Raw genomic sequence first — 23,183 nt, forward strand, 5'->3', positions numbered from 1 at the left:
CTATAGGCTCTGGCATTGAGCGCAAAAATGTGTCGATCGCCCACCGAGCTTAATTCGAGAAATTACTGTCCCACAAACATTACAGGGTTGCCCCGTGCGTCGAAATACCCAAGCGGTATCGATGTAATTGCCCTTTAGTCCTGCCACATTCTGGAACGAGCTAAAAGTTGTCCCACCCTTAGCAATCCCATCACTAAGTGATCGGATAATTCCTTGATGCAAAGCCTTGACCTGTTCTGCACTAAGAGAATTTGCAGCTTTTTGAGGATGAATTTTGCCAAGAAATAACGACTCATCCGCGTAAATATTGCCAATACCCGCCACAGTTTCTTGATCGAGCAGTACTGTTTTGATCGGGCGACCACTACGGCTAAGTTTGGCGGCTAAATGCTCAGGTGTAAACTCTGGGTCAAAAGGTTCTAAACCTAACTTCTGTAATCCCGTAATAATTGATTCGGTCGCGTGATTAGGCGGAACCCACCAAACTTTACCAAAGGTACGCTGATCATCAAATCGCAATTCCTTCTGACTTGAACTTTTCCCCTTTTTCCCTTTTCCTTTTTCCTTTAAAAATAAACGTACTCGCGTATGTTTCCCCACTGCCATATCGCGATCGCACCAAAGCAAACTCCCCGTCATTCGTAAATGGACACCCAGTTGATTACCTTGGGACAACTTCGCAATTAAATATTTTCCCCGTCGCTGCCACTCAACAAACTCTGCTCCCGTTAGAGCATCTAAAAAAGCTTGTGGATTTTCAGGATAGGCGATCGCACGGGGCAGCAATACCTCACCACCTTCAATCTGCCAACCTAACGTACTTTCATTTAAACCAATCCGAACTGTCTCAACTTCTGGTAACTCAGGCATTACTTACTAAAAAAGGTACAATCTCTGCTACGCAGAGATTGTACCTTTTTTAAGTTAGAAGAATCTAGGCGACTTCTTCGACTTCATCGATCGCAAAGTTGTTGGTTGCGACGTTGGAGTAGTTGACGCTATCGAAACGGACGATCACTGGGTAGATGATGCCGCTCTTATCAACAGAAGCTACAGTACCGACTTCACGATACCAGTAGGACTCTTTACGCAAAATGCGAACCTTAGAACCGCGTTGAACTGCCATAGGTTTATCCTTATTCCTAAAGACTGTAATTTGAAAATAAAATGATTACAGATATCGTCTCTAGGTTACTGTGAGGCGATCGCCTCTGTCTATTTCTAATGCGTTAAGTTTTATTTAGCAAAATAGGATGCATTGCATCCTATTTTGCTGATATAGCTATCCCTAACTTGTCTTAGAACCAAAGAAGAGATGCGCCGCCCTCTCTTCTTTGGTTTTGCTAGCGTACAACTACGGTTGTACCCACAGAAGCCCAACTATAGAGCCATGCAGCATGATCTGGTGCGACATTGGTGCAGCCATGACTGATCGGTATACCAAAACTTCGATGCCAATATGCCCCATGAATGGCGTAGTTGCCACTGTAGTACATCACATGGGGCACATCAGGAACGTTGTAATCTTCCCCTTGCATTCTGGCGGTAGGATACTTTGACTGAATTTTAAAAATACCCGCAGGCGTGGGTGTCTCAGCTTTACCCGTAGAGACAATCACCGAATATATGGCTCTATTGCCTTGCCAAGCGATCAGAGTCTGACTACGCCGATTAATCTCAATCCAGCGTTGACCAGATCGCTTTAAATTCTGAATACTACGGCTACTGACGTAACTACCACGAGATTGGGCGCTTACGACATCTAGATTAATCCATTCGCCTATGCCCAGCAGCAATAGCGCTGTGATAAAAACTTTGGGTATAGCTTGCCAATACTTAATCATTTTGAGAGTCAAGGTTGCTTATTAACAATTATGCCCAAAATCTGATTAAATCCGCCAAAAACTTGTATTGCTACAGTGCTGCAAGTTACAGCGCAACGCGCTGTAACTTGCAGCACTGTTTGTATGTGGGCGCAAAGCTCATACAAACGATTACTTATTGTAAAAGTAAGCAATATCCTTATCTTTAAGTGGGGCAAAGCCTGCTTCCAACAATTTTTGATTCAGCTCATCTTGAGGGATATGTTTTGCGCCAATACGGACAATGCGCGATCGCATGGTATTAGTTACACCACTGCGTTGACGACCAGCTTCTAGAGCCATCACACTGTTGTATAGATCAAGCTTTTTAGGATCGATGGGTGTGCCATCAAAATCAATGCCTTGAGCGATCGCCACATCAATCGCATCAGCACCTGTTGTTGAAGAATTATCAGACATAATCTAACCTGTAAAATTTGCGGTGACTTGCTACGCAAGTTTCACCAAACTACCACTGAACGCGATACATCGAAAATAGCAACCCATCTTTTTTAGCGGTAATTTTGCCACCCATCGCCTGCACCAGCTCGGTAAATTCGCTAAGAGGAGTAAGAAATACTTCTGCGCCTAAATAGGTTTCTAAAATCGCCCAATTTTCAGCAAATTCTAAATCGGGGGCGATCACATCAAAAATTAAAACTCCATTGGGCTTTAATACCCGTTTTGCCTCCTGCAATACTAATTTCCAATATTTCAGAGGGTAATAGCAACTAAAGCCCGTCGCAATTACGCGATCGAAAGTGGCATTTTCATAATTTAACTGGTGAGCCGCTCCATGTTGCACCCCTTTAAATAATTTTGAGTTAAGCTGCGAACCTCTCGAATTAAGCGCATCCTTTGCCACAAAACTTATCTCTTGACCATAAAAAAATACGTCCCAATCGCGCCAAGGATAAATTAAAAAGCTAACCCCACAACCAATATCTAAACACCGTTGATTTTTTTGAAATTGCGCCAATTCCCAAAAAGGCGAAGCAATTTTACCCGCTAGAGTATGGCTCACCCATTCTCGAAATAGTGGCATCGACTCCACCTCTGCGGGTAAATCAAATGCTTCATTCCGATATTCGCGATCGTAGCGCTGCTGTACCGGGGTGATTGCCTCTGTCCATTCATCTGCCTGAGAAGTAAAAGCTTTATTCATGTTTGTATTAAGCTGCTTGTTGCTTTTGGGCTTTGAGATAAGCAAATACTGATTTATCGCCAATGTCTGAGGGGATTTCTTGGCTTAATTTACGAATTGCAAAAATCATAAATAAAACTGCCCAAGTACCTAATAAACTTTGCTCGATCGCTATGGGCAGAAGACTCACCAAGTGACCAAGAATCAATACTGGCAATAATGGAACTAAAAATTTAGTTTCAAAGCGATTAAAACAAAAAGATTCTTTAAAGAAAATCCCAGTTAGAGCGGCAAAACTAAAACCGACACCAATTAAAGCGATCGGATGTTCGTAAATTGCGATCGCTAAAGGTTCTGGGAAATACAAAGCAATACCGACCGAAGCGATCGCGCCAATCGCCCAAAATAGCTGCAACACCCGATGAAGTAATTCTAGATAAATATGGATCGTCCAAAGTGCAACCCCTAAACCTAGCGAAAATCCCCAATATAGCCAAGTTAACCAATTTAGGATTTGAGGATTACTTGGCTGTAGTAGCACTAACAACGCTCCTACGCTAAAACATACTGCCGCGATCGCTAAGGCACTGCGATAGATAATCACACTTAGGCGATCGCTCTCAGTAATCGTAAACTCACCAAACTGACCTTGATAAACTTCAGATGTAATTTCCACAAATTTCTCCGTCAATGGCTATTACTAAAAGTATAGCTGTCGCCGTTTGTGTTAGAAAAAAATCAAAACTCCAGAAGAGTTTGGCGGCGCGCCGCCAAACTCTTCTGGAGTTTTATTGGTAAAACTTAATGTTATCTCTTGTTAATGATTGCCAAAATGACCATAATGCTTTACTATCTTGCAGTCAAAATCGACAACATCGGATGACGCTGTACCGAAAAACAAGTAGGCAGCAGAGGAACTTTTTTATGCGTATCTATTACCTAGCTGGCGTGATTCTTAGCATTACTACAATCCTTAGTGCTTGCGGTGAGGGTACACCAACCGAATGTACGATCAGCACTGCAAGAGAACTCAGGCAAGGTGTTACCAAAACAGGGAAATTTGCCCCAGGGACTGATTGCGAAGCCATGAGAAGGCTTGCGGAAGAAGGTAAGCCATTGCCAACAATTGCTGAGGCAACTACCACAAACACTGCTCCAAAAGCAGCGGCAACTCCAGCTCAAGAATCTTTTAAAACGCCATTTGTGGCTGGTCAAAAAACGCAAGAGTTAATTGCTACCACTGATAAGCAGGCTCGAGTGCAAGAGTTAGAAAAGAAAGTCAATGCTGACTCTAAGCAAGCTCGTGATCCCTTTACTAGTACAATTATCAACCCCGTCCCAAAATTAGAGGAACTATTAGCTAAGCCCAAAGAGCAGCCAAAGCTCAGAGCCGCTGTGGTTGTCAGAACGTCTAATGTGATTAAAAAAGTTGTTATTCCTCCTGACACCAAAGCAGCGGAAGGTACTTTAGTTACAGGTACAGTTGAGGTTGGAGGTACGGTTTATGCGATCATTCAAGCACCTGATGAGTCAACCGCACGCAATGTGAGAGCTGGTCAGTTTATTTCTAGAGGGAAGGTGCTAGTTAAACGTATTGATACTAATTCTGAACCACCAATAGTTGTCTTACAACAAAATGGAGTGGAGGTTTTAAGACCTGTGGGAGCGCCCGTAGTTGCATCTACAGATAATAGTCAAGAATCGACTTCTCCAAATACTCAACCTACTCCTATTTCTATACCAGCATTAAATCCTCCTCGATAGTTCAGTCGACGACAAAAAACTAAAAAGCCTCGCATTGCGAGGCTTTTTAATTTTGCTTGCAAGACTATTTCTTGGGAGCCATCAACATGGTGATATTTCTACCTTCACGCTTTGGATATTGCTGAATCTCAGCAACAGCTTCAAGGTCGCTAGCCATCCGATTGAGCAGAACTTCAGCAAGATCGACATGTTGGATCTCACGTCCACGGAACATTACTGTTGCCTTAACCTTGTCTCCTTCCTTTAAGAAGCGCTCCGCATGGTTGATTCGCACTTTGTAGTCATGTTCTTCAATCTTGTAGCGCATCTTTACTTCCTTAACATCAGAAGTATGTTGTTTTTTCCGAGCTTCCCTTGCCTTCTTTTCTTGCTCAAACTTGAATTTGCCATAGTCCATGATCCGACAAACAGGAGGATCGGCTTTGTCGCTGACTAATACAAGATCTAGCTCTTTTTCTTCAGCCATTTTCAAGGCTTCTTTTGGGGTCAGGATGCCGAGCTGCTCCCCCTCCATATCAATGACTCGAATTTTTGGATATCTGATGCGTTCGTTGATTTGGGGGAGGTCTTTAATTGGCTTTTTAGTCATGAAATCTCTGTTGTCTAGACTCTTTGGGTATGGGGTTGAATTACTAATGGTTTACAAATGTATGCCTAAGCTTAGCAATATTTTTGCTTGACATAAACGTTTAAGTATAGTACGAACTACCCTTTGATGTGTCAAGTGATTATGTCAAAATTTGACGTAAATTTTGTTTAACTAGATCCCCAGTTACTCGATCGCTTAGGGTGACATGACCGATCGCAGTGGGCAAAATGAATCGAACCTTGCCCGCTTCAACCTTTTTATCGGTAGATAGGGACTCAACGATCGCTTCTTGATCAATGTCCGCAGGTAGGGTTTGCGGTAAACGAGTTTTGGCAATCAGAGCAACCTGTTGGGCTTGATCTTCCGCAGACCAGAGCCCGAGATCAACTGCGATCGCCCCAGCAATGAGCATCCCTAAACCAACGGCTTCACCGTGATTATAGAGGCGATAGTTGGTAACGGATTCGATCGCATGGCCAACGGTGTGACCATAGTTAAGAATGGCACGAAGATTTCCTTCTTTCTCATCCTTGGATACTACTTCAGCCTTGGCTTTAGCACAACGATAGAGAATGGTTTGCAAAAGCTCATCGGAAATATAGCGCAATTGATCGAGGCGATCGCATTTAGCTAATAAATCAAATAACTCCCGATCCCAGATCACACCATATTTAATTACCTCTGCCATTGCTGAGCGAAATTCACGGGCAGGTAAGGTTTTGAGAACTTCAGGATCAATCCAGACTAGGCGAGGTTGATAGAAAGCTCCGATCAGGTTTTTGCCCTGTGGGTGATTGATCCCCGTCTTGCCACCGATCGCTGAATCCACCATTGCCAAAAGCGTGGTCGGTACTTGTACTAGATCAATACCGCGCAACCAAGTTGCCGCCGCATAGCCTGACATATCACCAATTACACCACCACCAAGGGCAACAATTGCCGATGAACGTTCTAAGCGATGCTCAAGGGCAGCATCATAAATTTTTTGGAGAGAGTTGGCAGTTTTAAAGCGTTCACCTGCGGGAAGAATCAAATGAGCAACATCAAAACCTGCATTACTTAAAGAATTATGTACGGTCTCACCATAATGCTTGTAAATGACAGGATTAGAGACGATCAGAAGCTTTTTGCTTTTTTTGCCTAAGCCAATTTCTACTAATTTTGTGCCCAAATTGTTGAGGCTATGGGCAGCGATCGCAATGTCATAACTGCGATTAGGTTGATTATCGCTACTAAGTGCAACTGTAACTGTTGCGGAATTTTCGGACATATTTCTAAGTAAATGATCTAATTCTCATCGTAGCAGCGATCCTGTTTCTCAATCTCTCCCAAGGGAAAAAGTATCACTTTGTGATGCTTTTTCTATTTAGCCATTGTTTGACATAACTCAATGATGGCAGTTTGGAGAGTCGCAGTTTCGTCTTTACCATGCTTCAGATCGGCTTCTAATCGCAACAAGATACTTAGCGATCGCATTAACTTTTGACTATTCAACCCCTGTACCTCTTGCTTTAAAAAATAAACTCGTTTAGGATTACCAATTTCCGCAGCCTCCGCGATCACCTTGTCATCGCGTTCACCCGACTCCTGCATGAGCTTAATCCAGAGCCATGTGCGAAACTGTCCCACTAAGGTTGCACAAATTCGCAAACCAACTTCATTGTTTCGGAGTAATTCAGCAATTAAAGTAAGTGCCTGACTCACATTTGCTGAACGAATTGCACTCGCCAATTGCAAGCTGTTATGAGCAGATGCTTGGACAAGTGGTGCAATTTCTTTAGCAGTTAGAGGTTTGTTGTTGCCATGATGAGATAGTTGCAATTTTTGCAATTCCATTGTTAAGCGACGGGTATCATTGCCAATTGCATCAACCAACAAATCAACCCCATCTGACGACAATTTCAAGTCAATTTCTGTCGCCGCTTGCTTAACTAGTTGAGCGATCGCGTCAGTTTTCCAAGGTGGTATTAACGAAAACTCTAATATTTGGGCATACTTCTGCAATAACTTCGTAGATTTGGCTCTCCCATCAGGTTTGTTGGATGCGGTAAACAAGATATAGGAGTCTACAGGTAAATGATTAAAAGTTCGTTCTAGCTCTGCTAGCAACGGTTCTGAACATCGTTGGGCGATCGCTGTATCCGCTAGCCAAGTCAATCGATTCCCCATCCCAAAGGGTGCAGTCACCGCTTGGTTTAGCCCATCCATTACCTCCAGATCAGCCGTAGCATAGATTTTGACATAATTAAAATCTCGCCACATCGGATCGACATAGGTATCAATTAGCTTTTTGACTGCTTGAGAAATTTGGTAGTCGTCATCGCCCCAATAAAAGTAGACAGGCATTGTATGATTAGTTCAACTATGTGGTGTGGTGTAGAGATTTGATGATTACTAGAAGCAACGAAAATAGTCAAGCGAGCCTCAGAACAAAGAAAACAGTTACGAGATCAGTCACAAATCGCACAGATCATTATGCAACTTGGGGAAAAAGAATCTTTGATATTGTATTTGCATCAATCGTTCTAACTGTGTTTTCGCCACTTTATTTAGCGATCGCGATTTTAGTTTTCATCAGTTCTCGTGGCTCTGTTTTATATATCCATCCTAGAGTGGGTTTACATGGTCAAGAATTCAAGTGCATTAAGTTTAGAACTATGATTAATGGGGCTGACCAAGTTCTAGAAAATTATTTGAATTCCTGTCCAATTAGTCGAGCTGAATATGAAGCATCCTTTAAGCTCAAGCATGATCCTCGAATTACCAAGATTGGTAAGTTCTTGAGGACAACAAGCCTAGATGAATTACCTCAGTTTTGGAATGTTCTAGTTGGCGATATGAGTGTGGTCGGTCCCAGACCATTGGTTAGAGCTGAACTGATTAAATATGGTTCATCAATCGATAAAGTACTTAGTGTACGTCCGGGAATTGCAGGGTTATGGCAAGTTTCAGGCCGCAATGATATTCCATATTCCCGGCGTATCCAAATTGATGCTAGTTATGTACGACTGATGAGTTTCTGGCTAGATGTCAAATTGATTTTTAAAACTATTTTGGTGGTAATTTTCCCGAAAGGAAACGGTGCATATTAAAAGAAAGAAAAGAAAGAGGGATTATTAAACAGTCCCTCTTTTTCGTTTCAGAATTCAAACATAGTTAAATTGACTCCCACTAGTTAAACTAAGTGCTGTTGGGGCAATATTTTGGACGACTCCAATTAATTCGTTATAAGTCGACATCATGCCCATACCTGTGGCAAGTTTTGCATAGATGCCAGTGCCAGAGATGCCGTTGCTGCTATAACTCATGAGAATATAGTTACTGCTTGATCCCTTGAGTTCAATTTTATCGCCAGAGTTAAAGTCAGTAATTTTGGCAAATCCTTCAACGGCTCCTGAAGCACGCATATAGCCATCATTGTAATAGATTGCATTGGTATCTCCCAAAACAAAGACATCATTCCCGCCATTGCCAGTGAGGGTATCAACCTCAGCAAAGCCACGGTTTAGTCCAATAATATCCACACCCGTCAAGCGGTTATTGCCACCACTACCTACAAGAATATCACTGCCAAAACCGCCAACGAGGATATCGGGAGTTAACTGAGTATTACTACCAGCATAGATTTCGTCATTGCCTGCACCACCAAAAATTTGATCAGTACCACTGCCGCCTTGCAGATTATCGTTGCCTGAGCTACCTTTAATCGTGTCATTGCCGTCACTGCCAAATAGAGTAACTCTTGCTCCAGCTAAACCTCCTCCTGTAAAAGCACTGGCATCTAAAATGTCATCGCCACCACCACCAATGATAAATGCAGCCTCAATACTGGTGAGTGTATCAGTTCCTAGAGAGTTAGAGATAAGCTGATTGTTGGTTAAAGTGAAGCTACCACCACTAGCATATAAAGTGTCATAGCCACTGCCTCCGTCAATAATGTCATTGCCACGACCTCCTGTAAGACTGTCATTACCATCATCGCCATATAGCTCGTCATTACCAGTACCACCATTTAGAGAATCATCGCCAATGCCACCAACGAGGACATCATGACCTCCTTCACCAAAGAGATAGTCATTGCCTGCACCGCCATATAGTTGGTCTTTAGCTGGATTTATTGAATCCTCAGCCTCATTACCACCGTAGATGACATCATCACCATCTTCGCCATAAATTATGTCTACCTTTCCAGAAATAGGTGATAGACCTGTTATAGAATCACGTCCATCACCCCAAATAATATCGTTACCTGCTCCAGCATGAATGACATCTACATCCAAGGAACCAAAGATATCGTCATCCAGACTAGTTCCTTGAATAAAGCTGTTACCAAAAATTGGATTAGGATTTTTTGCCATTTTTTTACCTAATTAGTTTTGCTAAGCTAAATAGTTGAATAAGTTTGCTGATTGAATCTTAGTAGTTAAAAAATTTGCTTCAGCTCTCGTTACCATTTTTGTAACTAACGTCAGTTCGGGCTAAGCTGGCAAATTTTACAAGCCCAAAAGTAAAAGCCTTGCTACGCAAGGCTTTTACTTTTGGGCTTTGAGAGAGGATTTACTACGCAAATCCTCCCTCAAAGCCCGTTTCAAATTATCCCGAACTCGTGTTAACTAAGTCATATTTCTCTTTTACAGATAAAAAAGGCGGCGCATCGCGCCGCCTTTTTTATCTGTTAACCTCGACGACCTCGTCCTGTTGGACGTGAGGATAAATCAAATTCTAAAGCGGCTGCCATTCCCCACAGAATAAAAGCAAGAATCCAGAAGAATTCCGCAGGCTCACCACTTTGATAGGGTTTTGCTTTGCAAATATCACTGATATTGATGCTGTAGTTAAACCATAAATCGCTAAAAAACATTGCGATCCCAGCACTACCGAGTAATCTCCAAGACTGTGCTGCTTTGCCACCCCAAAAAGCGAGCAAAAGAATGGTAGCGACAATTAAGAGCCAGATATCGCCTAGAGCGTAAACAATATTTAGGATTTTACCTGTGTCAAGCGTAAAACCACCACCTGCACCAAAAGTAACATAGGCTGCAAGCCCCACCCCAACAAAACCAACTGCCCCAACAACACCCCACTGCTTGGGATAAAGATTGAGTCTCCGACCAATTACGGACATCGCCATGCCCCATGATAAAAACACATAGGTTGCTGTAAAGAAAATATCGGCGATCGAGGGAAAGGTTTTAACCAGATTTTGTGCGCCCTTAGCTCCACCTGCTATTAATCCACTTTGATATTGAAAATCTAAGTATCCAAAAATTAAGTTGCCAATACCCCAGGATAGGATACCTAATCCTAGTCCTAGCCAGACATTACGACCGCTAATAATTTTAGGACTACGCCAATTACGCAAACATAGTATTCCTGAAAAGGCGATCGCTACAGTTTGGAAGATATATGTTCCATAACGATACCAATTTGGTCTTACGATTAAGTCTTTAACTACTTTGTTACATTCTTCGGGCTTAATGATATGTGGTCCATCAGTAGGTGCGCTAAGAAATAGATAGAACATCAAGGCTAAGGTTGCCCATCCGATCGCTGCCCAAATAATAGATTGTGTGGAAATCCCTGATGGGGAAGAAGATTTGGCTCTACTCATGTATCTTGAACCTTGGCTACAACCATAAGAAATGCAGTATTAAAGAACTAAAAATAACAAATAGCTACGACAAGCTATGAATTTTAAAGTAAAAACAGAAATCAAGTAATTATTAATAATTACTGCCAAAGTTTACCTTTGGGAGTTTTTTTCAGCCAAGCAGTTACTGAAACTGATTCGGGTAATTCGTTTAAAGCATCGATCGCACTATCGACAAAACTATCATTTCCAAAATAGGAAGAGGCAAGTCGATGTAGCTCCCCTAAAAGCAGCTGCAATTTGCCTTCATCCCAGTTGGGGATTTGTACACTATTAAGTGGATTAATTGATAAAACGGCTTCCAGTGCTGAGATCGATTCACTTTGGGCAAACTTACCCTGTTGCATAAACTTGAGTAGATCTTGCTTAAATGAACCTGCTTGTCGTACGCCAAGGAGATCTTCAACTTCAAGATATACAGCTTGCAATATGAGTAAACAACCTTGGACAAGATGTGTACCCGCCGAAGAACTATCAGTGGCTACTGAGTGAATTTGGTCGAGCTTGACCCTGCCCCAGACACTAAAGCGTTGAGGCTCTTCCAATAATACGCAAGCTTTGCCTTTGTTATCAGTTAAGTCACGCCAAAGCGCTAAAGCTTCATCTCGATTATCGCCAAACATGTTGAGTAACCGAAATGTTTGCCCCTGATACTGCAAAATCGGTATTTGTTGATCTTTGTTTTGTGGGTTTTGGACGTTGACGATTTCAACGTCTTGGCGCTTCAGGATGAACATGTGTCTACTGTTGACTTAACTGATGTTACCAGTAGCAACAAAGCGTGGCTACCTAATGCCAAAGTTAATGATAATGCCAAAATTACATTTACACCTTGAAATTTAGTTAAACCCCATAAATGAAGGTTTGTACAAAGTGATATTTTCTTAACTTTAAAAAGAAAAAGTTACTGATAACCCTTGTATTTGAGAAACAAAAGCCATGTAAATAAATCCTAGTATTTTATTGAAAGTGCCACTAGTCAAGACTTTTGCCAAAATAAAACGATGACATTTTAGAAAATAGATTTGGGCATGGGGAGAATAATTAGCAAGGCGATTGCCATTAACCCTATCCCTAGTAAATCGCGGGTTCTGTCAATTTCTATACTTTCGTTTACAATTGAGGGCGGTGGGGCAGGCAGCAAAAATAATAATAGGCTGTAAATTCTTAACCAAGGCTGAGCAAGTAAGGCGATCGCTAGTAGTACGATTCTGGTAATCCTTGCAATTAGGGTAGTTTGCCGATGTCCAAACATGGCGATCGCTAAATTGCCGCCATCGAGGAGTCCGAAGGGTAGTACTTGTAAAGCGCTGAGGGCTAACCCAGTCCAGCCTGCTAGGGTAAGTGGTGAAAGGATCTGCGTGATCTCAGAAGTATTGGTTGAAATAGTTGCAGATTTATCTATAGAAAAAATAGCCTGCAATAACGTTACAAAAATTGAGCTTTTAAAATCAAAGCTATGGAGATTGGGCATTAAGAGAGAGGTGGAGATCGCAGAATTGGTAGATTCTGTGGGGACTAATAGCCAATTGCCCAAAATTAATAAAATTATGGAAATGCCTAAACTTGCGGTAGTAGAAATTATAGCTAAATCAAATAGAATACGCCGTTGATTGTTAGGGTTTGGAGATATTTGAGGATGGAGATGCAGATTTCCCAGTAAACCAAATCCACCAAAGCAGGGTAATAGGATGGGCGGCTCGAATCGTAGCTTGTATTTTTTGGCGATGGCATATTGAGCGATCGCCCTTGCCCCAAATATGCTGGCTATACCAAGCAGGTAGGGAAGGCCTGTTTGTAAATTGTTAAGGTTTAAATCTTCAAGGCGATAAACTTTTGCTCCCACTACTAGCACTGTGAATGCAGTGAGGATAATGCTAACAACGCTCGCTATCCAAGACGAGTAAGAAAATCGCTTCCTAAATCCTGATTGCTCAAATTGAGCAATGTTTTGGTTAGGAATTAAATGAAAGCAATAGTTGTTTAATTGCTGATCGTTGGATGATGCCCCAAAGCCTCTACCTCGGTTTTCGATGGGGCTTTCTTGTAAATAGCAAAGAAAGCGATCGCCAAATATTTTTTGGATATTTTGGCTAATGGTGTCGTAGGCGTATTTGTGATTTTGCGATCGGAGGCTACCACGACAGTAAATTTCTTGAGGATGGTACTCTAGATCCTTGAGGTGATAAGTAGTTGGGGAGAAGCAGTTCCTGAGTTGCTTTTCTTCTGTAGGTGTGAGATTGATAATTTCATGGTTGTCTCTTGAAGACCTACGATAAATCCAAGTCCCCAACAAAAAGCCAACCACTGTAAAAGTTAATGGTAAAGAAGTTTGGTTAAGAATTGTCCATGCGATCGCCAAACTAGGAAAAACAATTGCCAAAATCCATAGAAATATTGTTTGCTCCTGACGCTCTCCCTGTTGCGATCGCTGGTAGTAGCTTGCCACGCAACCTGCTACAACAAAAGCAAAGGCTTCCTCAAATCCCATATCAAGTTACTCACGACTACATGCACTATATATCAATCCCAAATTAGTTGTGAGTATCAGAGATCATGTTTGTACTTCGCACACCTAGAAAACATAACTAACGCGAGTTGGAGATAGTTTGAAATGGGATTTAAGAGAGGGTTTGCTACGCAAACCCTCTCTTAAATCCCAAGGGTAAAAGCCTTGCGTAGCAAGGCTTTTACCCTTGGGATTGTAAAATCTGCCAGCTTAACCCGAACTGACGTTAACTAAATATAAATAGGAATTACGCAGGCTTAACGAATTTACGGGTTTTTAAGTAAATTTGGTGCGGGCAAAAGCCCGCGCCAAATTTACTCATTGTGTAAGTCCTATAAATAGTAGCTGTGACATTTTTACTTGTAGTGAAAGATCGATGCGATCCATCGCATCGCGAACTCTCGTTTGGGTTTTATGTGGCTATAGCTATAGAATTAGGGATGCACTCAAAACCAGTCTCTAATTTTGCTGGCTTTCCTAGTCCGTAGGTATATGAGCAAAGAATTTGAATCTATCAGCGATCGCTTACCCCCACAAAATATTGAGGCAGAGGAGGCTGTCTTAGGTGGAATTTTAATCGACCCAGAGGCAGTTTCGCGAGTTTTAGATACTTTGCGTCCTGAAATGTTTTATGTAGCGGCCCATCAGGAAATTTTTCGGGCTTGCTTGATGTTGCATAACCAGTCGAATCCCACGGACATGATGAGCTTGACCACATGGCTCAGCGATCGCGACATGCTCGAAAAAATTGGTGGTCAATCAAAAATTGCTCAACTTTGCGATCGCACCGTTAGCGCCGTCAATATTGACTTTTATGCTCAACTGGTTGCCGATAAGTATGCCCGACGTAAGCTTGCAGAGGCGGCTCGAGGAGTAGTTGATATTAGCTATAGCAATGAACTCGAACTAGCTCAACTCCTTGATCAATCTGAGCAGAAAATTTTTGCTGTCACCCAATCTCGCGCTCAACAAGGTCTAGTTCCTGCCGCCGACATTCTCACGAAAACCTTTTACGAACTAGAAAATCGCTTTAATTCCCTTGGTACAGGTAATTCAACGGCTACAGGTTTAATTACAGGTTTTTACGATTTTGATGCGATGACCAATGGCTTGCAGCGATCGGATCTGATTATCCTCGCAGGTCGTCCATCAATGGGTAAATGTCTAGCCTTTGATAGTGAATTGGTTTTAGCCGATGGCAGTATCAGTACTATCGAAGCAATCTATCAGCAATATCAACAACTTCAAACCAAACCCAATCTTTTAACCTTGAGAGAGAATTGGCGGTTTGATTTGACGGAACCATCAGCTTTTATCGATGATGGCATCAAGCCTGTATTTCGTGTCACAACAGCGTTAGGACGACAAATTGAAACTACTTTAACCCATCCATTTCTAACGATTACAGGTTGGCAGCAACTAGCTAAGTTATGTGTAGGTGACAAGATTGCTCTCCCACGTAAGATTGCAGTTTTTGGGAAAGAAGTAAGTCGCCCCTGTGAAATCAAGCTATTAGCCTATCTCTTAGGCGATGGTTGTTTAACTGAAACTAGTCCCCGATTTACGAATATTAATCCCAAAATTCAAGATGATTTTATTTGGGCGGTCGAGCAATTTTCTCCTAGTTTAAAGGTGACAATTGATACTCATGGCGATCGCGCTGCAACGCTGCATACTATGGCAAAAAAAAGAGGCTCAGGTAATCCCCTAATTACTTGGTTAAGGGATTTAGAAATTTGGGGTAAGAATGCCTATTCCAAAATAATTCCAGATTTTGTTTTTCGTTTAGAAAAGTCTTTAATTGTTTTATTCTTAAATCGATTACTAGCTACTGATGGATGGATATCTGTTTTAAGTAGTGGTCAAGTCCAATCAGGTTATGCCACTGTTAGCGAAAAGTTAGCTCGTCAAGTTCAACATTTATTATTACGCTTTGGCGTTATTGCGAAACTTAAACACAAATCTGTTAAATACAAACAAGAAATTCGTTACTGTTGGCAATTAGATATTACTGATGCTTTGTCATTGCAAATTCTAATTGATGAAATTGGCATTTTTGGGAAAGAAGATTCAATTAGTAAGGCAAAGTCGGCTTTATGCGCTAAAAGATATCAAACTAATACTGATTTAATACCTGTTGAAGTTTGGCATGATTTGACAATTGCTAAAGGTGAGCAATCTTGGCAGCAATTATCACGAGCCGCAGGTATTAATAGCTCAAATATCCATGTGGGTAAACGCGCCCCTACTAGAGAGAGATTACTAAAACTAGCTACAGCTATTGATTGCCTATCATTACAAAATCTTGCCACTAGCGATATTTATTGGGACAAAATTACAGCGATCGAATTTGTCGGCGAAAAGCAAGTTTATGACTTGACTATTCCTGAAACTCATAATTTTGTTGCCAATGATATTTGTGTCCATAACACAGCTTTCGGACTCGAACTAGCTCGCAAAATGGCAGAAATCCATAGATTACCTGTGGCGATCTTTAGTTTGGAAATGTCCAAGGAGCAATTAGTTTATCGCCTCCTAGCTAGTCAGTCCAAAGTTCGCTCTAGTGACATGGGCATCGATAGTAATCGTCTTCGCACTGGACAGATTAGCGAAAATGAATGGGGAACCGTAGCAATGGCGATTAGTGGACTTTCTGAACTTCCACTATTTATCGACGATACTCCTAATCCTCCCATTACCGAATTGCGTTCTAAGGCTCGACGTTTGCAATCAGAAAAGGGAGGTGTACTTGGTCTAATTCTGATTGATTACTTGCAGCTAATGGAAGGATCAGGTTCCGATAATCGTGTACAAGAGATTTCGAGAATTACGCGATCGCTTAAAGCCCTAGCCCGTGAATTAAATGTTCCCGTAATTGCGCTATCCCAGTTAAGTCGAGGTGTAGAAGCAAGAACTAATAAGCGTCCGATGCTTTCAGATTTAAGAGAATCTGGATGTCTGAGTGGAGATTCTTTAATCACTATGGCAGATACAGGAGCCGAAGTTCCCATTCGCGATCTGGTTGGCAAATCCAATTTTGCAATCTGGGCAGTCAATCCCCAAACCTTCAAAATGGAACGGGCGCTCGTGAGTAATGCTTTTTGTACTGGATCTAAACCTGTATATCAACTAAGAACGCAGCTAGGGCGATCGCTCAAAGCTACAGCCAATCATAAATTCTTGACCATTCAGGGCTGGAAAAGACTTGATGAAATCCAAATAGGCGATCGCATTGCCACACCCCGTCAAATTCCTTGTCCAGAATTACAAACAATTGGTGATGCTGAACTAGCTTTATTAGGACATTTAATCGGTGATAGCTGTACATTGCCAAGACATGCCATTCAATACACAACTAGAGAATTAGATCTAGCAGAATTAGTAGCTGGATTAGCAACCGCAGTATTTCGCGATCAAATTTCACCAAGGATCAAAAAAGAAAGAGATTGGTATCAAGTTTATTTAGCATCTACAAGCAATCTAACTCATGGCGTTAAAAATCCTATTACTAAATGGTTAGAGAACCTAGGCATATTTGGTTTGCGATCGCACGAAAAGTTTATTCCAAATCAAATTTTTGAACAACCTGAAAATGCGATCGCTATCTTTCTCCGTCATTTGTGGGCTACAGATGGCTGTATTGTCGCAAGCAAGAAGTCTTTCTATCCCGCAGTTTACTACGCATCTAGTAGTGAAAAATTATCAAGAGGTGTACAGGCTCTCTTGCTCAGACTCGGCATTAATGCCACCCTAAGAACTGTCTCTCAAGGAAAAAAAGGTCGCGATCAATATCAGGTTGTCTTAAGAGGAAAGCCCGACTTAGAAAGATTTATCAATCTTGTGGGTGCTGTTGGTAAATATAAACAAGAAGGATTGCAAGCAGTTAATTTGTATATAAATAACTCTGGAAAAGCTAATACTAATCGAGATATTATACCTAAAGAGGCATGGGCAATATACATTAATACTGCTAGAGAGAAACTTGGATTAAGTACTAGGCAAATGCAAGCTAGTCTTGGCATGAAATACTGCGGTACTAGCTTACATAAAAGTGCAATTAGCAGAGATAGAGCTTATAAGTTAGCTGGGATTCTCAAGTCAACAGATATTCTCAATCTAGCTACTAGTGATATCTATTGGGACAAAGTAGAAGCCATTGATTTACGGGAAGAGGAAATGGTATATGACTTAACTGTATCGAGCTTGTCTAACTTCGCTGCCAATGGATTTTATGTCCATAACAGCATTGAGCAAGATGCGGATTTGGTCATTAACCTATATCGTGATGAATATTACAATCCCGATACCCCAGATCGCGGAGTTGCTGAGATCATTATTGCAAAGCATCGTAATGGGCCTGTTGGCACAGTCAAATTATTATTTGAACCACGCTTAACTAAATTTGAGAATATGGCTTCTAGTAGGAATTAGAAGAAGACAATTGTTCTCCTAGGGTTGTGAAGTTTTATAATTTAGCTATGCCTATTTAATTGGTGATAATTCTATGCAGACATCGGGACAGCATTCAGATCCGATTACTTTAGTCATCTCAGAAGTTGTTGAACCAAATCGCATAGAGGAATATGAAGCTTGGACAAAAGAGGTTAATCAGGCAGCGCAACAATTTGCAGGATTCATCGGGGTTGATGTCATTCGTCCCCGTGATCATCAATATCCCGAATATGTAGTAATTGTCAAATTCGATAACTATGAACATTGCAAAGATTGGTTGACTTCGTCCGTTTATCAAAACTGGATGCGTAAGTCTAAAGAATTTATCGCTAAGCGATCGCAACAACATCTCCCCAATGGACTAGAACTATGGTTTAACTTACCTAAAAGTTCACTACCAAATCCACCACAACCTGCATATTATAAACAGGTTATTATTGGTGTGATCACGGTATATCCTCTGATAATATTAGCTAAATTAGTTCTCAATCCATTCTTGCAAGGTCTTCCAGATCTATTAGGCTTATTTATCTCGGTTATCTTTGTTTCTGCATTACTAACCTATCCAGTAATGCCATATCTCACCCAATTACTCAGTTTTTGGCTCTATCCATCTACATCTAAGCGGAATAGAAAGTGATATATAGAGATTTTCAATAGCATTTGTCACTATAATTACGCAATATTAGCGTAGATCACACTTTAACTAATTTACGGAAAAATCAATGGTCAATATTGGCTATCACGCAGCAAAAATCCAAGGAAAATTTCTTCGCTCCATTTATAAATCTAGTATTTCCACTCTAGTTAATTTTCCGATCAAGCAAGATCGCCAATTACCAATCAAGGTTTATGCCCTATCCTGTGAACGAGATTTGCCAGAACAGGTCGCGAGCTTACGTTCTTTTTTGCGTTATGTAGGAATTCCTCAAGCATTTACCATCATGTCTGATGGAAGTTACACTCAACAAAGTATTGAACTACTCCGTAAAATCCATCCCTGTGTTGAAGTCCAACTTCTGACCACATTTCAAAGAGAAGATTTACCACCATCAGTGTACGAATATGCTTCCCAGCAAGCAATGGGTAAGAAACTAGCTGCCTTGATGTCTATTCCTATTGATAGTGCAACTCTATATACTGACTCAGATATTCTCTTTTTTGAGGGTGCTTCTGATTTAGCAGATTTAGCCTCATCTAACGATACATATACCTATTATTTACCCGATTGCAAAAATTCGCTAGATCGTCGCCTCATCTATGACGATGGTGAAATGCAAGAGCCTATTAACGCAGGGTTTATCCTATTCAAAAAAGCCTTAGATTGGAATGATGCTATACAGAGATTAGCGAAATTATCCGAACCACCCAATTATTTCTCTGAACAGACAATCGTTAATTTAACAATTAAGCAGAATCATGGTGTAGCTCTTGCCAGTGACAAATATATTATGAATGTTGACGATCAATTTATATATCCTGATCAGTTTGCCACTAAGCAAATTGCAATGCGACATTATGTAAGTGATATCAGACATAAATTCTGGATGAATGTGATCTAAGGATTTAAACAAAAGTATCACTGAATTCAGATTTGTATAAAATTTCTATAAATATATAAACTAAAATATTATGACAACTAATGCGCCAGATCAAAAACAAATTGAGACTGAGATATTAACTTCTAAACCAACGCTTTTCTGCATATCTCATATTTTTCCACCTAAAATAAATCCCCTTGCAAACAGAGTTTCTAAATTGCTATCTGGCTTTCAAAAAGATTGGAATATCATTGGTTTAACGGATACAGAAAATGCATTTTTAAATGATTCAACTAAAATTCATATCGTAAAGCCTTGGACACCTCAATTAATTATTGATATTCTCAACAAACTAAAGCTTAGCAAGTTTTTAGACTTATTCATTTGGCCAGATAAATCTGTGTTTTGGGTTCTTCCAGCTTTAATTAAAGGGTATCAAATCATTAAGCAGGAAAAGCCTGATGTGATGTTAGTTTTTTTGATGCCATATTCTGCAAGTATTACTGGCATCATTCTCAAATGGCTTACGGGAGTACCGTTGATATTTAACTTAAATGATTCGATCACCTGTACTGATATGCACGCAGCTACTCCCACTTGGATACATCATCGCCTAGAGCTATGTTTAGAGTATCTCTATGGTCGTCATGCGGATGCTTTAGTATATGTTTCTCAAGTTAATTTAGAAATTGCCCAAAAGCAGCAAGCTCCTGATCAACGGGCTAAATTTCATTTAATCCGTTGTGGCATTGATCCATCTGACTACAATTTGCCAATTGATTCTGGAACTGATGAATCGCAACCTAATGCAGTCAATGATTCATTGGATATCATTTATACAGGTGGTATGAATGGATGGTATGAATTTTTAAAGCCTGAGGAAGAAAAGAATTATTTTAAACAGCTCTATCGTTTTTGGATGGGATTGGGTTGGTATATCAGAGCGAAGATTGATTATCGTAGTTCTAGCCCTGTCTTTATTGGTAAAGCCATGCAGCAAGCGATCGCCCAAAATCCTAGTTGGCAAGACAAGTTACATCTAAAAATATATGGCAATGGATTTCCAGATGATATTGTCCATCAGGTTTTAGAAGATCAAGGCTTAAAGGGACTAGTTAATGTATTTGGCAAAACTCCCCATTCACAGGTAATTCAAATGGCTAGACAGGCTGATCTATTACTACTGACTTTGCCAGCAAGACCTGATGGCAATTATGGAGGGAGAATTTCGGTCAAGACCTATGAGTACCTTATGACCGATCGCCCCATATTAGCAGCTATTCCTAAGGGAGAAAATTGGAATTATCTCAATGGGAAAGCAGGTGTATGGATTGTTGAGCCTATGGATATAGATGCCATGTGTGAGGTGATCAATCTAGTATTTTCGGCGAAGCTATCTGGCTCTCCACTGAGATTTGATCGGACTGCAATCCATGAAGAAATGAGTTATACAAAGTTGACTGAAGACTTTTTGCAAATCTTAAACACATTTAAAAAGTCCCCATAGTCCGCATAAGCGATGAGAATTTTATTTTAAGAAGTTGTGTAACTGCATTGACCTAAACCAGAATTAATTATGAGCATATGTAGTTTTGATATCTTTGACACTATTTTAACAAGATTGGTATTAACACCATCTGAAGTTTTTTATATTTGCGGAATGCGCGCTGTGCAATTTGGTTGGCTCACTATTTCACCGAAGATGTTTCAGATTGAGCGTGTGAATGCAAGGGATCGATCTTGCAAATTTATCGAGGGAGGAGAGAATACCCTTGATGAAATCTATGAGGAACTTGCTGATGCTCTAGAAATACCCCAAGAAACTATATCTAAACTCAAAAACCTCGAACTTGAAGTTGAAAGGGAATTGCTCATTCCTATCCCTAAGGCTTATCAAATGCTTGCTGAAGCAAGGCGATCGCATTCTTGTATTTTATTTCTGTCAGATATGTATTTACCCTCTAGTTTTCTTGAGGAGAGACTGCGACATCATGGTTTTTGGGAAGAAGGCGATCGCTTATATGTATCCTCAGAATTCCGAAAATCAAAAGGAAAAGGGGATTTATTTTTAAAAGTACTTGAAGAGCGCAACTTGCGACCTCAAGAACTCACACATATCGGTAATAGTTGGCATTCAGATTTTGCAACGCCGAGTTCCTTGGGCATTAAGGCTGAATATTTCAATGATGCTAATCCCAATCGATATGAATCAGTACTTCAAAAATATGCTAGTACCACGAATGGAATAACTTCTCTTTGGGCAGGACTGTCTCGCTACACCAGACTAACGACTTTATCCAATACATCTAAAGAAGGGATACTCAGAGACATTGCGGCATCCGTGGCTGCACCAATTTTGACAGCCTATACGCTCTGGATTTTGCAACAGGCTAAGGCGCGGCAACTTGCGCGGCTGTATTTTTTGGCAAGGGATGGAGAGATATTGCTACAAATTGCGAAGGAACTTGCGCCACAGATCTATCCAGAAATAGAGCTACGTTATCTATATGTCAGTCGTCAAGCGCTGAGAATGCCAGGGGTAGTTGAAATTAATCAAGCGTTTTGGGAATGGATGTTTGATGATACGCATCTTTTGTCCATTGAAAGTCTACTCAAACGGATGTGTCTCGATCGCCAATCTGCCCAACCAATTTTTGATGAGTTAGGTTATCCCTGCGATCGCTGGCAAGACAACCTCACTAGATCAGAACGAATTGAACTACGGGCAAAGTTAGAACAGCATCAACCTTTGCAGGAGATCATTCTCCAAGTTGCTGCCCAAAAACGTGAAGTTTTAAAAGCCTATCTGCAACAGGAAAAAATGCTTGATGGTCAAGCATTTGGACTAGTCGATGTTGGTTGGCGTGGCAGTTTACAAATTTCCCTAGAAAATGCCTTTGAGATCTTTGGTACAAGAATGCCCATAGGATTTTATTTTGCTTTAGATAAACCAACGGGCAACCTCAAGCATAAGGGTGAGGTACTAGCATTTTTCTTTAATTTAACTAACTCGACAGGACATAGAAATCATATTGATGCTCGTTATGTAACTGCGATGGAGGTGTTTTGTGCGGGCTGTGAAGGAACTACCCTCGATTATGCTGTGCAGGCAAATGGCACAGTAAATCCTGTTTTGAAGCATAAAAATAATCAACCTGCCCTTGATTGGGGTTTGCAATATTTTCAAACAACGGTGATTAATTTTGTGCGCTATCTTGTAGAGCGATCGCCTGTAGATTTTCCTCTGACCACCTCCCCGAAACTATTACGTGATGCTCTAGATGACCTATTCCTGACCTTTAACAACTCCCCAACACAACGGGAGGCGGAAGCTTTTATGGACTGTCCATTTTTTGATGATCCTAATGAGCTTTATCACTTTTATTGGGCAATGCCTTTGCGGTTAATTAATGTTTTGCGCTATGCGATCGCGAAAAATGAGATCTTTGTTACCCACCGCAATGCTTGGAATGAGGCAAGTCTACAGGTTAGTTCCCCACTGGTCAAAGCCATATTTCCTGTAGCGATCGCTCAGCGTAAATTTCTCAAGCGATGCAAAAAACTGATTACAGGTAAGTAGCTAGATCTGTAGCGCATGCTGCGCGTGTGCTGAGAGATATCACAAAATCTCCAAGCATCTCCAACAATGTGAAACCTGCAATCAGTGCTTAA

Annotated in this window: 20 protein-coding genes; 7 read left to right on the forward strand and 13 right to left on the reverse strand. The window is 40.9% G+C overall.

Annotated features, from left to right (window positions below; genetic code table 11):
• The 6 genes from NMG48_RS02105 to NMG48_RS02130 form a co-directional block, all read right to left on the reverse strand.
• Complete coding sequence (locus NMG48_RS02105) at window positions 1–870, reverse strand: DNA-formamidopyrimidine glycosylase (RefSeq protein WP_271253787.1); 870 nt, start codon at window positions 868–870, stop codon at window positions 1–3.
• A 64-nt stretch (window positions 871–934) separates the two neighbouring features.
• Entirely contained in the window at window positions 935–1,126 is a 192-nt protein-coding gene (locus NMG48_RS02110) for a photosystem I reaction center subunit IV (RefSeq protein WP_055077578.1), read from the reverse strand.
• A 217-nt stretch (window positions 1,127–1,343) separates the two neighbouring features.
• On the reverse strand, window positions 1,344–1,844 hold the full coding sequence (locus NMG48_RS02115; RefSeq protein ID WP_271253788.1) for a L,D-transpeptidase: 501 nt from the start codon (window positions 1,842–1,844) through the stop codon (window positions 1,344–1,346).
• Between the two features lie 150 nt (window positions 1,845–1,994).
• Complete coding sequence (locus tag NMG48_RS02120; RefSeq protein ID WP_169365792.1) at window positions 1,995–2,282, reverse strand: small RNA NsiR4-regulated ssr1528 family protein; 288 nt, start codon at window positions 2,280–2,282, stop codon at window positions 1,995–1,997.
• A gap of 49 nt (window positions 2,283–2,331) precedes the next feature.
• A complete protein-coding gene (locus NMG48_RS02125) occupies window positions 2,332–3,027 on the reverse strand; it encodes a class I SAM-dependent methyltransferase (RefSeq protein ID WP_271253789.1) in 696 nt (231 codons plus the stop codon).
• Between the two features lie 7 nt (window positions 3,028–3,034).
• Entirely contained in the window at window positions 3,035–3,682 is a 648-nt protein-coding gene (locus NMG48_RS02130; RefSeq protein WP_271253790.1) for a DUF2301 domain-containing membrane protein, read from the reverse strand.
• 248 nt (window positions 3,683–3,930) lie between these two features.
• Here NMG48_RS02130 and NMG48_RS02135 point away from each other — a divergent pair, with 248 nt between their 5' ends.
• The gene (locus tag NMG48_RS02135; protein ID WP_271253791.1) at window positions 3,931–4,770 is read left to right on the forward strand and encodes a hypothetical protein; all 840 of its coding nucleotides are present in this window, start codon (window positions 3,931–3,933) and stop codon (window positions 4,768–4,770) included.
• 64 nt (window positions 4,771–4,834) lie between these two features.
• Here the strand turns inward: NMG48_RS02135 and infC are convergent, their stop codons facing one another.
• The 3 genes from infC to holA form a co-directional block, all read right to left on the reverse strand.
• A complete protein-coding gene (gene infC, locus NMG48_RS02140; protein ID WP_126385849.1) occupies window positions 4,835–5,359 on the reverse strand; it encodes a translation initiation factor IF-3 in 525 nt (174 codons plus the stop codon).
• Window positions 5,360–5,498: 139 nt separating this feature from the next.
• Window positions 5,499–6,629, reverse strand: coding sequence for a 3-dehydroquinate synthase (aroB, locus tag NMG48_RS02145; RefSeq protein ID WP_271253792.1), 1,131 nt, complete (start codon window positions 6,627–6,629; stop codon window positions 5,499–5,501).
• Window positions 6,630–6,721: 92 nt separating this feature from the next.
• Window positions 6,722–7,705 (reverse strand): DNA polymerase III subunit delta, encoded by a 984-nt coding sequence (gene holA, locus NMG48_RS02150; RefSeq protein ID WP_271253793.1) that lies wholly within the window; start codon window positions 7,703–7,705, stop codon window positions 6,722–6,724.
• 41 nt (window positions 7,706–7,746) lie between these two features.
• Between holA and NMG48_RS02155 the strand changes: the two genes are divergently transcribed.
• Window positions 7,747–8,451 carry a sugar transferase gene (locus NMG48_RS02155; RefSeq protein ID WP_126385852.1) on the forward strand — a complete coding sequence of 235 codons (705 nt, stop codon included), beginning with the start codon at window positions 7,747–7,749 and terminating at the stop codon, window positions 8,449–8,451.
• Window positions 8,452–8,505: 54 nt separating this feature from the next.
• Here NMG48_RS02155 and NMG48_RS02160 read toward each other — a convergent pair whose 3' ends face one another.
• From NMG48_RS02160 to NMG48_RS02175, 4 genes are all read right to left on the reverse strand, one after another.
• The gene (locus NMG48_RS02160) at window positions 8,506–9,717 is read right to left on the reverse strand and encodes a calcium-binding protein (protein ID WP_271253794.1); all 1,212 of its coding nucleotides are present in this window, start codon (window positions 9,715–9,717) and stop codon (window positions 8,506–8,508) included.
• A gap of 317 nt (window positions 9,718–10,034) precedes the next feature.
• Window positions 10,035–10,970: a hypothetical protein gene (locus NMG48_RS02165; RefSeq protein ID WP_271253795.1), complete on the reverse strand. Its 936-nt coding sequence runs from the start codon at window positions 10,968–10,970 to the stop codon at window positions 10,035–10,037.
• A 119-nt stretch (window positions 10,971–11,089) separates the two neighbouring features.
• Window positions 11,090–11,746 carry an Npun_F0813 family protein gene (locus NMG48_RS02170; RefSeq protein WP_126385855.1) on the reverse strand — a complete coding sequence of 219 codons (657 nt, stop codon included), beginning with the start codon at window positions 11,744–11,746 and terminating at the stop codon, window positions 11,090–11,092.
• A 275-nt stretch (window positions 11,747–12,021) separates the two neighbouring features.
• Complete coding sequence (locus tag NMG48_RS02175; RefSeq protein WP_271253796.1) at window positions 12,022–13,500, reverse strand: hypothetical protein; 1,479 nt, start codon at window positions 13,498–13,500, stop codon at window positions 12,022–12,024.
• A 510-nt stretch (window positions 13,501–14,010) separates the two neighbouring features.
• Here NMG48_RS02175 and NMG48_RS02180 point away from each other — a divergent pair.
• The 5 genes from NMG48_RS02180 (at window position 14,011) to NMG48_RS02200 (ending at window position 23,091) form a co-directional block, all read left to right on the forward strand.
• Window positions 14,011–17,949, forward strand: a complete 3,939-nt coding sequence (locus NMG48_RS02180; RefSeq protein WP_271253797.1) for a replicative DNA helicase — start codon at window positions 14,011–14,013, stop codon at window positions 17,947–17,949.
• Between the two features lie 73 nt (window positions 17,950–18,022).
• Window positions 18,023–18,610: an antibiotic biosynthesis monooxygenase gene (locus NMG48_RS02185; protein WP_271253798.1), complete on the forward strand. Its 588-nt coding sequence runs from the start codon at window positions 18,023–18,025 to the stop codon at window positions 18,608–18,610.
• Window positions 18,611–18,695: 85 nt separating this feature from the next.
• Complete coding sequence (locus tag NMG48_RS02190) at window positions 18,696–19,532, forward strand: hypothetical protein (protein WP_271253799.1); 837 nt, start codon at window positions 18,696–18,698, stop codon at window positions 19,530–19,532.
• A 70-nt stretch (window positions 19,533–19,602) separates the two neighbouring features.
• The gene (locus NMG48_RS02195; RefSeq protein WP_271253800.1) at window positions 19,603–21,018 is read left to right on the forward strand and encodes a glycosyltransferase; all 1,416 of its coding nucleotides are present in this window, start codon (window positions 19,603–19,605) and stop codon (window positions 21,016–21,018) included.
• 153 nt (window positions 21,019–21,171) lie between these two features.
• Window positions 21,172–23,091, forward strand: a complete 1,920-nt coding sequence (locus NMG48_RS02200; RefSeq protein WP_271253801.1) for a hypothetical protein — start codon at window positions 21,172–21,174, stop codon at window positions 23,089–23,091.
• Window positions 23,092–23,183: the final 92 nt, after the last annotated feature.

This window comes from Pseudanabaena sp. Chao 1811, from assembly GCF_027942295.1.
Lineage (GTDB): Bacteria > Cyanobacteriota > Cyanobacteriia > Pseudanabaenales > Pseudanabaenaceae > Pseudanabaena.

What these genes read in the sequence shown, in the direction of transcription:
- NMG48_RS02180 (WP_271253797.1), top strand. Translation starts at nt 14,011, where the DNA reads ATGAGCAAAGAATTTGAATCTATCAGCGATCGCTTACCCCCACAAAAT.
- NMG48_RS02120 (WP_169365792.1), bottom strand. Translation starts at nt 2,282, where the DNA reads ATGTCTGATAATTCTTCAACAACAGGTGCTGATGCGATTGATGTGGCG.
- NMG48_RS02155 (WP_126385852.1), top strand. Translation starts at nt 7,747, where the DNA reads ATGATTACTAGAAGCAACGAAAATAGTCAAGCGAGCCTCAGAACAAAG.
- aroB (WP_271253792.1), bottom strand. Translation starts at nt 6,629, where the DNA reads ATGTCCGAAAATTCCGCAACAGTTACAGTTGCACTTAGTAGCGATAAT.
- NMG48_RS02170 (WP_126385855.1), bottom strand. Translation starts at nt 11,746, where the DNA reads ATGTTCATCCTGAAGCGCCAAGACGTTGAAATCGTCAACGTCCAAAAC.
- infC (WP_126385849.1), bottom strand. Translation starts at nt 5,359, where the DNA reads ATGACTAAAAAGCCAATTAAAGACCTCCCCCAAATCAACGAACGCATC.
- NMG48_RS02190 (WP_271253799.1), top strand. Translation starts at nt 18,696, where the DNA reads ATGGTCAATATTGGCTATCACGCAGCAAAAATCCAAGGAAAATTTCTT.
- NMG48_RS02165 (WP_271253795.1), bottom strand. Translation starts at nt 10,970, where the DNA reads ATGAGTAGAGCCAAATCTTCTTCCCCATCAGGGATTTCCACACAATCT.
- NMG48_RS02160 (WP_271253794.1), bottom strand. Translation starts at nt 9,717, where the DNA reads ATGGCAAAAAATCCTAATCCAATTTTTGGTAACAGCTTTATTCAAGGA.
- NMG48_RS02185 (WP_271253798.1), top strand. Translation starts at nt 18,023, where the DNA reads ATGCAGACATCGGGACAGCATTCAGATCCGATTACTTTAGTCATCTCA.
- NMG48_RS02175 (WP_271253796.1), bottom strand. Translation starts at nt 13,500, where the DNA reads ATGGGATTTGAGGAAGCCTTTGCTTTTGTTGTAGCAGGTTGCGTGGCA.
- NMG48_RS02110 (WP_055077578.1), bottom strand. Translation starts at nt 1,126, where the DNA reads ATGGCAGTTCAACGCGGTTCTAAGGTTCGCATTTTGCGTAAAGAGTCC.
- NMG48_RS02200 (WP_271253801.1), top strand. Translation starts at nt 21,172, where the DNA reads ATGCGCGCTGTGCAATTTGGTTGGCTCACTATTTCACCGAAGATGTTT.
- NMG48_RS02105 (WP_271253787.1), bottom strand. Translation starts at nt 870, where the DNA reads ATGCCTGAGTTACCAGAAGTTGAGACAGTTCGGATTGGTTTAAATGAA.
- holA (WP_271253793.1), bottom strand. Translation starts at nt 7,705, where the DNA reads ATGCCTGTCTACTTTTATTGGGGCGATGACGACTACCAAATTTCTCAA.
- NMG48_RS02115 (WP_271253788.1), bottom strand. Translation starts at nt 1,844, where the DNA reads ATGATTAAGTATTGGCAAGCTATACCCAAAGTTTTTATCACAGCGCTA.
- NMG48_RS02195 (WP_271253800.1), top strand. Translation starts at nt 19,603, where the DNA reads ATGACAACTAATGCGCCAGATCAAAAACAAATTGAGACTGAGATATTA.
- NMG48_RS02135 (WP_271253791.1), top strand. Translation starts at nt 3,931, where the DNA reads ATGCGTATCTATTACCTAGCTGGCGTGATTCTTAGCATTACTACAATC.
- NMG48_RS02125 (WP_271253789.1), bottom strand. Translation starts at nt 3,027, where the DNA reads ATGAATAAAGCTTTTACTTCTCAGGCAGATGAATGGACAGAGGCAATC.